Origin of the sequence: Dactylosporangium sp. NPDC000521 (genome assembly GCF_042898305.1) — a bacterium.
Taxonomy (GTDB): domain Bacteria; phylum Actinomycetota; class Actinomycetes; order Mycobacteriales; family Micromonosporaceae; genus Dactylosporangium.
Window position 1 is genome coordinate 414746 of sequence record NZ_JBIAYW010000005.1, and the last position, 10718, is coordinate 425463.

Here is a 10718-nt window from a genome sequence, read left to right on the forward strand (position 1 = left end):
CGGGCGGGTCGGCACCTCGCGGCGGACGTGCCGGGGCCCGCGCCGTCCGTACCGTCTGCGCCATGACAACGACAACCACAGTCTCCACCGATACCTCATCCGCCCGCCTCGCCGGCTACGCCGCCGTCCTCGGTGGGATCACGTCCGCCGTCGCCGGCGCCATCCAGGTCGTCCGCGTCGACGACGGCAACCCGAAGGTCGGCCTGTCCGAGCACGTCGTCCTCACACTCGTCGCGGTCTCGCTGGTGCTGTGGCTGCCGGCGTACCTGCGCCTCGGCCGGACATCGAGCCGGCTCGGCCTCGTCGGCGGCTGGCTCGCCGTCGCCGGCGCCGCGATCCTGGCCGCCGGCATGACCTCGACGAACCTGCACGGCGAGGACTACTCCTGGTTCCCGGTCGTGGCCGCCCCCGCGAACCTGGCCTGGCTGGCGGGATCGGTGCTGCTCGCGGTCGCCACCTGGCGCGCCCGGACCCTGCCCCGCACCCTCGCCGTCGGCGTCGGCCTGGTGTGGCTCACCTCGATCATCCTGTCCCAGGCCGGCGGCAGCCTCGTGGCCGGCGCGATCTTCGCCGTCGTGGGGGTCCTCCTGGCCCGCGGCCCGGCCTCCCGGCCCGCGGCCTGAGTTGCACGTGGATTGCACGTAGCGCGCTGTACGGTCCGCGGCATGCCGTTCAAGACCTACCGTCGCCCGGTATTCCCGGTCGAGAGCCCGGGCGACGTCGCGGCGCTGGTCGAGCTGCTCGTTCCGGCCGCCACCGACGAGCAGCTCCGCAACACCCTCTGTGACCACTTCGCCTATGTGGCGGGCGCACATCCGGAGTGGTTCCGCCCGCACCAGGAGCGAGTCATTCTGGAACTGCTCGGCGGGTTCTCGGTCACGTTCGACACGATGTCCGTGCTGTTTCGCGGAGCCCCGGACAACTGCGTCGAGCACCTGATCGCCCGCCCGAGGCTGCGCCTGGATGCGCTCGCGGCCATCGGCACCGAACCGGCACTCACCGCGGCGGCCGATCTCGCGCGCGGCCAGGGCGACGCGAGCGAGCTGGAGGACATCGGGTTCTGGACCCCGCCGTCCGGCCCGCTGCGGCAGCGGTTCTCGTCGCACCGGCTGGCCGTGGAGCGCCGGCCGGTGGCCGACCTGGCCGGGCTGCTCGCCGCGGAGCACCCGGTCGGCCTGCCGCTGGACCGGGTCGTCCGCGACCCGGAGACCACCCCGGTCAGCTGGCACTTCCTGTCCCTGCGCGCCGCCGCCCTTCCCGGCGTGCCGGCGTGGCCGGCCGACCTCCTGCACCTGGTCGAGACGAACCTCGGCTGGGGCGTCACCGGCGCGGTCGGTGAGGACGGCCGCTGGCACGGCGAGTCCGTGGAGGCCGAAGGCGCGCCGGACGACGAGGACGAGCGCGTCAACGACGAGGGGGACGGCCGCGCCATGGTCGTGCTGCGCCCGTACGACGACACCCTGCTCTACTGCAACTCGCACATCATGTCGACACCTGACGTGTTCGGCACGGTCGGCGGCCCACCCATCGGCGTCTACTCGAACCCGTCGTGCCGCTCCTGCCACCGGCTCATGTTCCACGTCGCCACGGTGACCAACCACATCCGCGGCGACGGCGACGGCTTCCGCAGCCTGTACATCTGCGAAGACTGCCACCTGACGACGTCCGCCGCCTCGAACTGGAACTGACCCTCACCCCGTCTCCCGCAGCACGAGCCCGAGCATTTCCGCGATGGCGGCCTCGTCGATCACGGTCGCCGTTCCCTGCTCGTGTTGCCGGAGCGCCTGATGTACGGCGGTGAGCCGCGGCCTCCGGTCGAGCGCCCACCGCGCCGCCTGCGCCTTGGAGCAGTGCGCCCGCTCCACCGCGAAGTGCCAGATCCGGCACGCGGTGAGCACCATGAACGCGGCGTGCGCGGTGTCGCCGGTGAGTGACTGCCACGCCACCAACCAGTGCCGGCCACGATCGACGACCCATTCGGCCGGCACCGGTGCGAGCGCATCGTGCGGCGCGGCACCGGCGAGCGCCCGCCCGCCGGCCCGCGCCATGGAAAGCTCGGCGAGCAGGTCCGGGTATGCGGCGACGCGACGTTCGACCTCGAGCGCCTCCTGGCCATACCGTCCGACGTGCAGCTCCAATGCGGGCTCCCGCCCCGGCGCCGCGGCCACCGCGGCCGTCACCATGTGCAGGTCGATCCCGCCGGCGCCGCTCAGCCCGGCGCGACCGACCACCCGCACGACAGCGTCCGCCTCCGCCTCGGTGAGCTGGTCCTCGACGACCACGAGCAGGTCGATGTCGCTGCGCCCCGGCTGGAACCCGCCGGCCGCAAGGGAACCGTGCAGCATCACCGACCGCACGGATTCCCCGACCGCATCACAGATGGCCCGGGCAACCACCCCAGCTGCGTCCTGCGCATCCCCGATCATCACGTGACGATAGCCCCCGCCCACCTCGACGACCGGCAACCACCATGGTCGCGCGAGTTCTACGGCTGACTGTCAGTCGAGGCAGAACTCGTTGCCCTCGATGTCCTGCATGAGCTGGCACGACTCGTTCACCCCGTCGGCGAGCAGGAGCTTGCCGCGGACCGCGCCGAGGGGGAGCAGGCGGGCGCATTCGGCCTCGAGGGCGGCCAGGCGCTCCTCGCCCACGAGGCCGGTGCCGACGCGCACGTCCAGGTGGACCCGGTTCTTGACGACCTTGCCCTCGGGGACGCGCTGGAAGAACAGGCGCGGGCCGGCGCCGGTGGGGTCCGTGCACGACGCGAACGCCGGATCCTTCTGCTCGGGCGGCAGGACGTAGCCCAGCACCTCCGACCAGAAGCGGGCGACGCGCCACGGGTCCGCGCAGTCGAAGGTGACCTGGAACTGTCTGACCGGTGCCATCCCACCACCCTATAGGTGCTTGAGCTCAAGTGCGGTTGAGCTCATAGTCTCCGCGGCATGACCTACGTGATCGCGCTGCCGTGCGTGGACCTGATGGACAAGGCGTGCCTCGACGAGTGCCCGGTCGAGTGCATCTACGAGGGCGACCGGATGCTGTACGTCCAGCCGGACGAGTGCATCGACTGCGGCGCGTGCGAGCCGGTCTGCCCGGTCGAGGCCATCTTCTTCGAGGACGACCTTCCCGCCGAGTGGAGCCAGTTCACGGCCGTCAACGCCGGGTTCTTCGCCGCGGTCGGCTCGCCGGGCGGATCCACGCGGGTGGCCCGCATTCCGGGCGACCACGCGTACGTGGCGGCCCTGCCGCCGCAGGTCCACGACGACGCCCTGGCGTGAGTCAGGCCGGCTCGTCGAGGCGGACCGGGCCCTGGCCGCGCGTGCCGAGCCGGTCGTCCGGGTTGAGCAGGTCACACGATCGCATCGAGAGGCAGCCGCAGCCGATGCAGGCGGTGAGCTGGCGCTCAAGGTTGACGATGTACCGCCGGCGGTCCTCGAGCTCGCGCTTCCACACCCGGGACACCCGCACCCAGTCCCGGTGACTCGGCTCCTCGTCGGCGGGCAGCGTGGTGAAGATCTGCGCGACGTCGGCGAGCGGGATGCCGAGCCGCCGGGCCGCGAGGATCAGCGAGATCCGGCGCAGCATGTGCCGCCGGTACAGCCGCTGGTTGCCACGGTTGCGCTCGGCCGTGATGAGCCCTTCGGCCTCGTAGAACCGCAGGGCGGACGCGGCCACCCCCGTCCGGGCGGTGACCTCACCGACGGTCAGCAGGTCCTTCGAGTGCGCGTTCGACGACACCCGTGGACCGTAGGACCTCAACCTAGGTTGAGATCAAGGGGAAGCTCAGGACCATGGTGAGGCCTTCCGGGCGGCGGTCAGAGCTCGAGGCGGTAGCCGAGGCCCGGATGGGTGAGGAGGTGGCGGGGGTTCGCGGGGTCGGGTTCGAGCTTGCGGCGGAGGTTGGCGAAGTGGACCCGCAGGTAGTTCGTCTCCGTCTCGTACCGCGGGCCCCAGACCTCGCGGAGGAGCTGGCGGTGCTCGACGAGGGTGCCGGGGGAGCGGGCGAGGACCTCCAGCAGGTGCCACTCGGTCGGGGTGAGGTGGACCTCGCCGGTGGGGACCGTGGCGCGCTTGGCGGTCAGGTCGAGGACGAAGGCGTCGGTCGTCACGATCGGCGCCGGCGCCGCGGGGGGCGCGCCGCGGCGGAGGGCGGCGCGGATGCGGGCGAGGAGCTCGTCGACGCCGAAGGGTTTGGTGACGTAGTCGTCGGCGCCGGCGTCGAGGGCGGCCACCTTGGCGGGCTCGGTGTGGCGGGCCGACAGCACGATGATGGGGACGTCGCTCCAGGCGCGCAGGCCCTTCACCACCTCGATGCCGTCGAGGTCGGGCAGGCCCAGGTCGACGATGGCGAGGTCGGGGTGGTGGTTGCCGGCCGAGATGAGGCCGCCGGTGGCGGTCCCGGCGGTGTCGACCTGGTAGCCGCGGGCGGTGAGGTTGATCCGCAGGGCACGCAGCAGCGGCTCGTCGTCGTCGACGAGGAGGATCCGGCTCACGGCAGTATTGTCGCTCGCCGCGCCTGGCGGAGCGTTTCCGGGAGTGCACCGTCACGCCGCAGTCGCCGGACGAGTGCACCACGCCGCGGACCCGGCAAGATGGACGCGTGGAGCAGCGAGACACGGAACAGGCGGAGAAGCTCGGCACGATCGTGTCCATCTGGGCGCACCCCGACGACGAGACGTACGGCGCCGGGGGCATCATGGCGGCCGCCGCCGCCAACGGGCAGCGGGTCGTGTGCGTCAGCGCCACCGCCGGCGAGCGCGGCACCGACGACCCGGTCGCGTGGCCGCCGGAGCGGCTCGGCCGCACCCGCCGCTGGGAGGCCGCCGCCGCGATGGCCGTGCTCGGCGTCACCGAGCACCGGTTCCTCGGCTACCCCGACGGCGGGCTGGCGGCCATGGACCCGGCCGAGCCGGTCGAGCGGATCGCGGCGCTGCTGGCCGACGTCGCCCCCGACACGGTGCTGACGTTCGGGCCGGACGGCGGCACGTTCCACCCCGACCATCAGACGATCTCCGCGTGGGTGGGCGCCGCCTGGGAGCGGGCCGGCCGGCCCGGGCGGCTCCTGCACGCCGCCATGACCCAGGAGCACCTGGACACCTGGAGCGGACGGTACGAGCAGTGGCAGGTCTTCATGACCGACGAGCGGCCGGTCGGCGTCGCGAAGGAGGAGCTGGCGCTGCACGTACGCCTGACGGGAGCGGAGCTCGACCGCAAGATCGCGGCGCTGCTCGCCATGCACACCCAGGTGGCGCCGGCCGTCGCGCTGCTGGGCATGGACGAGTACCGGGCGCTGAACGACGAGGAGGCGTTCGTCGAGGCCGGGTGACCGCAGAGCGTGTGCGCACCGGTCGGGGAGTGTCAATCGGGTGCTGGCGGCGGGTCCGGTGACTCGCCGCCCGGTGTGGAACTTTCCCGGATGGCCGCGAACTGCGGGGCCAGCCTCGCGAACGCGCGCCGCAGCGGACGCCGGAACTCCTCGGCGGTGGCCCCGTAGAAGTCCGCCACGCACACGGGTCCGTTCCTGCCGGCCGTCGCGGGTCCGCCGGAAGTCGCGCCCGCGCCCGGCGAACCCGTGCCGCTCGAGATCGGCAGGACGTCACGGGCGAGCAGCGCGGAGATGACGGCCTTCGCCGGGCGGTCCATCGCCGGCGCGTGTGGGTCGGGCGGCTCGATCACGACGACGGCGGGGGTGCGGTGCTGGCGCGGACGACGAGCTGGGTGGCGAGCTCCACGCGGGCCGGCTCGACCGGCTCGCCGACCGCCAGCTGCAGCACCATGCGGGCGGCGGTCGCGCCCATCTCCGCGAACGGCTGCCGCACCGTCGTCATCGGCGGCCCGCACCAGCGGGTCACCTCGATGTCGTCGAAGCCGACGACGCTGACGTCGCCGGGGATGCGGAGGCCGAGCAGGCGGGCGGCCTCGTAGACGCCGAGGGCCTGCAGGTCGTCGCCGCACAGGATCGCGGTCGGCCGGTGCCGCAGCGACAGCAGCTGCCGGCCGAGCAGGACGCCGTCGTCGAAGTCGAACCGGCCGTGCCGGACCAGGGCCGGGTCGAGCGGCGCGCCGGCGGCGTCGAGCGCGCCGCGGCAGGCCTCCAGGCGGGCCCGGGCGCACAGGTACTCCATCGGGCCGGTGATCACGCCGACCCGCCGGTGGCCGAGGTCGAGCAGGTGGCGGGTCGCGGCGATGCCGCCGCTCCAGTTGGTCGCGCCGACCGACGGGATCGGGTGCATCGGCTCGCCGGTCGGGTCGAGCACCACCATCGGCACGCCGCTGGCGGCGAGCTGCTCGTACTGCCGGGCCCGGAACGCCGAGTTGACCGCGATGACACCGGTGGGGCGGCGGGCGAGGAGCCGGTCGGCGGTGCGGCGCCCGCCGGACCCGGGGCCCTGCAGGTCGGTGAACCCGACGGCGAGGCCCCGGTCGCGGACGACCTGCTCGACGCCGCGCAGGATCTCCATCGCGAGGTGGCTCTCCAGGCCGTAGAACGCGACCTCGACGCTCGGCGACACGGCCGCGGCCGCGGACTCGCCCCGCCGGTAGCCGTGCTCGCGCAGCAGCGCCTCGACCCGGTCGCGGGTCTCCACGGCGATGCCGGACCGTCCGTTCAGAACTTTCGAAACCGTCGGCGGTGACACGCCGGCGAGCCGCGCGATGGTCGCCACGGTGACCTCGCCGCGGCGCCGGCGGCCGCCGGAGGCTTGCGCTGTCGCGGAGTCCACGACGCCAGTCTATGGCCGGGATCATTCGAAGGACATGGAAACATTTCCAAGCGGCGCGGTGCTGGACCGCACGACGAGGGGCGTGGCCAGCTCCAGGCGGGTCGAGTCCAGGGTCTCGCCGGCGGCGAGGGACAGCAGCATCCGGGTCGCCAGGCCGGCCATCTCCGTCAGGGGCTGCCGCACGGTGGTCAGCGGCGGGATCGACCAGCGGGCCTGCTCCAGGTCGTCGAACCCGACGACGCTCATGTCGTCCGGGACGCGCAGGCCCCGCTCGTACAGGGCCTCGTAGGCGCCGCGGGCCATCTCGTCGGCGCACGCGAAGATCGCGGTCGGCGGCGCCGGCAGGTCCAGCAGCGCCAGGGTCTCCCGGTGGCCGGTCGGGCTGGTGAAGTCGCCGGTGCGCTCGTAGCCGGCGGGGACCTCGAGGCCGGCGGCGTGCATCGCCGCCCGGTAGCCGTCGACGCGGGCGCGGGCGCACAGCACGTCGCCGGGGCCGCCGATGACGGCGATCCGCCGGTGGCCGAGGCCGATCAGGTGCTCGGTGGCGGTGAGCGCGCCGGTCCAGTTGGTGGCGCCGACCGACGGGACGCTCGGGTCCGGCTGCCCCGCCGGGTCGACGACGACCACGGGGATGCCGAGGTCGGCGAGGCGGGCGCGCTGGTCGGCGGCGAGCTCGGACAGCACGAGCAGGACACCGTCGGACCGGCGCGCGGCGAGGTGCTCCAGCCAGCGGCGGTCGGGCGCGGTGCGGGTGCGCCCGTGCACGGCGGAGACCACGACACCGGTGCCGGCGCGGTGTGCGACCTCCTCGACACCGGCGAGGATCTGCATCGCCCACGCGCTGCCGAGGTCGACGAAGACGACGTCGATGAGGCCGGCGGTCCGGGCCGGCGGCGTGCGGCGGGGCAGATAGCTGCGGGCGCGCAGCAGCGCCTCGACCCGCTCCCGGGTCGCCGGGGCGACGTCGCGCCGGCCGTTGAGCACCTTCGAGACGGTGGGGACGGACACCCCGGCCTCGGCCGCGATCTCCGACATGGTGGCCCTGCTGTGCGACGGCCTGGGGGTCGGCATAGCCCGCGAGTCTACGCCGAAAGTTTCGAGGGCAGCCAGTCCAGCTGGCGCCGCACGTGGACCGCGTCGCCGCCCTCGTGCCCGTTGTACGGGTAGGCGTGCATCACGCGGTCGGCGCACCCGTAGGCGTTGTACGCCGCGAACACGGTGCTCGGCGGGCACACGGTGTCGCGCAGGCCGGCGCCGAAGTGGCCGGGTGCCGTCGCCCGCCGGGCGAAGCTGACGCCGTCCACGTAGGACAGCGTGCGCCAGACCAGGTCCTCGACGCCGCGGTGCACCGCCAGGTGCTGGGCGATCTCCCCGTACGGCGAGGCGTCGGTCAGCGCGACCGCCCGCTGGAAGTGGCACAGGAACGGCGCGGTCGCCAGCAGCGCCGCGACGTCCGGCACGAGACCCGCGACGGCGAGGGCGAGCCCGCCGCCCTGGCTGTTACCGGCGACCGCGACCCGCGCCGGGTCGATGCCCGGCAACGCCCGGACCGTGTCGACGGCCCGGACGGCGTCGGTGACGAGCCGCCGGTAGTAGTAGTCGTGCGGTGCCAGGATCCCCTCGGTGAGCAGCCGGTATCCGCCGGCGCGGGGATCGGGGGTGGCGCCGCCGTTGCCGTACAGGTCGCCCTGCCCGCGGTTGTCCATCAGCAGGTGCGCGTAGCCGGCCGTGACCCAGGTGAGGCGCTCGTGCGGCAGGCCGCGGCCGCGCCCGTAGCCGGCGAACTCCACCACGGCGGGCAGCGCGGCGGGCACCCCGGCGGGCCGGCTGAACCAGGCGCGGACCGGGTCGCCGCCGAAGCCGGCGAAGGTGACGTCCCAGGTGTCGACGAGCCGCAGCCCGGTCGCCACCCGGGCGGCGGCGAGGACCGGCGGCACGGTCCGCGCGTCGCTCAGCGTCGAGGCCCAGAACGCGTCGAAGTCCGCGGGCTCGGCTACCGCCGGGGCGTACCGCAGCAGCTCGGGCAACGGGAGGTCGAACTGCGGCATGGGTCTCCTCGACCGAAAGTTTCCAGGGCGGCCAAAACATCGACCAGGAATAGTGTGCGCAGTTCACTGCGTATAGATCGAGTCCTTGACAGGACGCAACGATAAATCTACATTGCCCGATGCCTCGCGAATGTTTGCCGAAACTTTCGGTCCTGGAAGAGCATGGAGGAGGGGCATGACACGTCGCACCTGGCGGTCCGCGCTGCGCCGCGACTGGCAGCTGTACTCCCTCGCCGTGCTGCCGCTGCTGTTCTTCGTCGTCTTCCGCTACCTGCCGATGGCCGGCAACGTCATCGCGTTCCGGCGGTTCCGCCCCGGCGGCGACCTCTTCGGCGACACCTGGGTCGGCCTGCGCTACTTCAGGATGTTCTGGCAGGACCCGACGTTCTGGCACGTCTTCACCAACACGCTGATCCTCGGCGGCCTGACCCTGCTGTTCGTCTTCCCGCTGCCGATCGTGCTCGCGCTGCTGCTCAACGAGGTGCGCACCCGCTGGCTCAAACGGCTCGTGCAGACCGTCTCCTACCTGCCGCACTTCCTGTCCATCGTGGTCGTGGCCGGCATCGTCTTCCAGCTGCTCGCCCTGGACGGCGTGGTCAACGCGGGCCTGCGGGCCGTCGGCGCCGACGCCGTGCCGTTCCTGCAGCGGCCCGGCTGGTTCCGCACCATCTACATCTCCTCGGAGGTGTGGCAGACCGTCGGCTGGGGCACGATCCTGTACCTCGCCGCGCTCACCACCATCGACCACGAGCTCTACGAGGCGGCCCGGATCGACGGCGCGAGCCGGTGGCGGCAGACGTGGCACGTGACGCTGCCCGGCATCCGCCCGACGATGGTGACCCTGCTGATCCTCAACGTCGGCACGTTCCTGTCGGTCGGGTTCGAGAAGGTCCTGCTGCTGTACAACCCGCTGACGTTCCCGACCGCCGACGTCATCTCCACCTACCTGTACCGGGTCGGCGTCGTCTCCGGCAGCTTCAGCTACGCCGCCGCGATCGGCCTCTTCGAGTCGGTGATCGGCCTGACCCTCGTGCTCACGGCGAACTTCGTCTCCAAGCGCACGGTCGGAGCGGGCCTGTGGTGAAGCGCGCCGTCCTCGGGCTGGTCCTCACCGCCGTCGTGGTGCTGACGCTCTACCCGTTCTGCAACGTCATCGCCCGCTCGTTCAGCGAGGAGCAGGCGATCCAGGCCGGCGAGGTCAACCTGCTGCCGCGCGGGTTCAACACGACCACCTACCGGGTCGTCATGTCCGACCCCGTGTTCTGGGCCAACTACCGCAACACCCTTGTCTACACGGTCGTCGCGACCGCCGTCTCGATGCTGCTGACCACCTGCTACGCGTACGTGCTGTCGAAGCGGCACCTGAAGGGCCGGGCGCTGCTCGTCGGCGTCGCGGTGTTCACCATGTTCTTCAACGGTGGCCTGATCCCCAACTACGTGCTCGTCAGCGGGCTCGGGCTGCGCAACACCATGTGGGCGGTCGTGCTGCCCAACGCCATCAGCGTCTTCAACCTCCTCGTCATGAAGGCGTTCTTCGAGGGGCTGCCGGTCGAGCTGGAGGAGGCCGCCGCCGTCGACGGCCTCGGCACCTACGGCATCCTCCGGCGCATCGTGCTGCCGCTGTCCAAGGCCGTCATCGCCACGATGGTCCTGTTCTACGCGGTCGCCTTCTGGAACTCGTGGTTCCCGGCGTTCCTGTACCTCGACGACGCCGACCTGTTCCCCGTCACCGTCTACCTGCGCAACCTCATCGCCGGCTCGACCGGCGGATCCGACATCTCCACGCCGTCGGACACGGCGCTGCAGATCGCCGCCAACATCCAGGCGGTGACGATCGTGCTCACGGCGCTGCCGATCATGCTCGTCTACCCCTTCGTCCAGCGGTACTTCGTCTCCGGGATCACCCTCGGCGCGGTCAAGGGATGACGCGCCGCCCGCCATCTTCGAG

Annotated in this window: 14 protein-coding genes; 6 read left to right on the plus strand and 8 right to left on the minus strand. The window is 72.5% G+C overall.

Going from position 1 to position 10718, the window contains the following annotated elements:
* The first annotated feature begins 62 nt into the window (after window positions 1-62).
* Together ACFY3L_RS19940 and ACFY3L_RS19945 are read left to right on the plus strand one after the other, a co-directional pair.
* Complete coding sequence (locus tag ACFY3L_RS19940; protein WP_389325660.1) at window positions 63-623, plus strand: hypothetical protein; 561 nt, start codon at window positions 63-65, stop codon at window positions 621-623.
* Window positions 624-665: 42 nt separating this feature from the next.
* On the plus strand, window positions 666-1688 hold the full coding sequence (locus ACFY3L_RS19945; protein WP_389325663.1) for a hypothetical protein: 1023 nt from the start codon (window positions 666-668) through the stop codon (window positions 1686-1688).
* Window positions 1689-1691: 3 nt separating this feature from the next.
* Here the strand turns inward: ACFY3L_RS19945 and ACFY3L_RS19950 are convergent, their stop codons facing one another.
* On the minus strand, window positions 1692-2426 hold the full coding sequence (locus tag ACFY3L_RS19950) for an aminoglycoside adenylyltransferase domain-containing protein (protein WP_389325666.1): 735 nt from the start codon (window positions 2424-2426) through the stop codon (window positions 1692-1694).
* A gap of 72 nt (window positions 2427-2498) precedes the next feature.
* Window positions 2499-2885 (minus strand): VOC family protein, encoded by a 387-nt coding sequence (locus ACFY3L_RS19955; RefSeq protein WP_389325669.1) that lies wholly within the window; start codon window positions 2883-2885, stop codon window positions 2499-2501.
* A gap of 57 nt (window positions 2886-2942) precedes the next feature.
* On the opposite strand from ACFY3L_RS19955, the gene fdxA reads away from it, so the two are divergent.
* The gene (fdxA, locus tag ACFY3L_RS19960) at window positions 2943-3278 is read left to right on the plus strand and encodes a ferredoxin (protein ID WP_389325672.1); all 336 of its coding nucleotides are present in this window, start codon (window positions 2943-2945) and stop codon (window positions 3276-3278) included.
* 1 nt (window position 3279) lies between these two features.
* Here the strand turns inward: fdxA and soxR are convergent, their stop codons facing one another.
* Window positions 3280-3738 (minus strand): redox-sensitive transcriptional activator SoxR, encoded by a 459-nt coding sequence (soxR, locus tag ACFY3L_RS19965; protein WP_389325675.1) that lies wholly within the window; start codon window positions 3736-3738, stop codon window positions 3280-3282.
* 77 nt (window positions 3739-3815) lie between these two features.
* Window positions 3816-4493, minus strand: coding sequence for a response regulator (locus tag ACFY3L_RS19970; protein ID WP_389325678.1), 678 nt, complete (start codon window positions 4491-4493; stop codon window positions 3816-3818).
* A gap of 107 nt (window positions 4494-4600) precedes the next feature.
* Between ACFY3L_RS19970 and ACFY3L_RS19975 the strand changes: the two genes are divergently transcribed.
* Window positions 4601-5326, plus strand: a complete 726-nt coding sequence (locus ACFY3L_RS19975; RefSeq protein WP_389325680.1) for a PIG-L deacetylase family protein — start codon at window positions 4601-4603, stop codon at window positions 5324-5326.
* Between the two features lie 32 nt (window positions 5327-5358).
* Here the strand turns inward: ACFY3L_RS19975 and ACFY3L_RS19980 are convergent, their stop codons facing one another.
* From ACFY3L_RS19980 to ACFY3L_RS19995, 4 genes are read right to left on the minus strand one after another with little or no spacing between them, the layout of a single operon-like run.
* Window positions 5359-5643, minus strand: coding sequence for a hypothetical protein (locus ACFY3L_RS19980; RefSeq protein WP_389325683.1), 285 nt, complete (start codon window positions 5641-5643; stop codon window positions 5359-5361).
* Window positions 5644-5672: 29 nt separating this feature from the next.
* Complete coding sequence (locus ACFY3L_RS19985; RefSeq protein ID WP_389325686.1) at window positions 5673-6722, minus strand: LacI family DNA-binding transcriptional regulator; 1050 nt, start codon at window positions 6720-6722, stop codon at window positions 5673-5675.
* Window positions 6723-6743: 21 nt separating this feature from the next.
* Window positions 6744-7793, minus strand: a complete 1050-nt coding sequence (locus ACFY3L_RS19990; protein ID WP_389325689.1) for a LacI family DNA-binding transcriptional regulator — start codon at window positions 7791-7793, stop codon at window positions 6744-6746.
* A gap of 11 nt (window positions 7794-7804) precedes the next feature.
* Window positions 7805-8770: an acetylxylan esterase gene (locus ACFY3L_RS19995; RefSeq protein ID WP_389325692.1), complete on the minus strand. Its 966-nt coding sequence runs from the start codon at window positions 8768-8770 to the stop codon at window positions 7805-7807.
* A gap of 175 nt (window positions 8771-8945) precedes the next feature.
* Here ACFY3L_RS19995 and ACFY3L_RS20000 point away from each other — a divergent pair, with 175 nt between their 5' ends.
* Complete coding sequence (locus ACFY3L_RS20000; RefSeq protein ID WP_389325695.1) at window positions 8946-9854, plus strand: ABC transporter permease; 909 nt, start codon at window positions 8946-8948, stop codon at window positions 9852-9854.
* Window positions 9848-10696, plus strand: a complete 849-nt coding sequence (locus tag ACFY3L_RS20005) for a carbohydrate ABC transporter permease (RefSeq protein WP_389325698.1) — start codon at window positions 9848-9850, stop codon at window positions 10694-10696. Before ACFY3L_RS20000 ends, ACFY3L_RS20005 begins: the two co-directional genes overlap by 7 nt.
* The last annotated feature ends 22 nt before the right edge of the window (window positions 10697-10718 follow it).

Coding starts and splice junctions, on each gene's coding strand:
- ACFY3L_RS19940 (WP_389325660.1), top strand. CDS start 63: ATGACAACGACAACCACAGTCTCCACCGATACCTCATCCGCCCGCCTC.
- ACFY3L_RS19945 (WP_389325663.1), top strand. CDS start 666: ATGCCGTTCAAGACCTACCGTCGCCCGGTATTCCCGGTCGAGAGCCCG.
- ACFY3L_RS19950 (WP_389325666.1), bottom strand. CDS start 2,426: ATGATCGGGGATGCGCAGGACGCAGCTGGGGTGGTTGCCCGGGCCATC.
- ACFY3L_RS19955 (WP_389325669.1), bottom strand. CDS start 2,885: ATGGCACCGGTCAGACAGTTCCAGGTCACCTTCGACTGCGCGGACCCG.
- fdxA (WP_389325672.1), top strand. CDS start 2,943: ATGACCTACGTGATCGCGCTGCCGTGCGTGGACCTGATGGACAAGGCG.
- ACFY3L_RS19980 (WP_389325683.1), bottom strand. CDS start 5,643: ATGGACCGCCCGGCGAAGGCCGTCATCTCCGCGCTGCTCGCCCGTGAC.
- ACFY3L_RS19990 (WP_389325689.1), bottom strand. CDS start 7,793: ATGCCGACCCCCAGGCCGTCGCACAGCAGGGCCACCATGTCGGAGATC.
- ACFY3L_RS19995 (WP_389325692.1), bottom strand. CDS start 8,770: ATGCCGCAGTTCGACCTCCCGTTGCCCGAGCTGCTGCGGTACGCCCCG.
- ACFY3L_RS20000 (WP_389325695.1), top strand. CDS start 8,946: ATGACACGTCGCACCTGGCGGTCCGCGCTGCGCCGCGACTGGCAGCTG.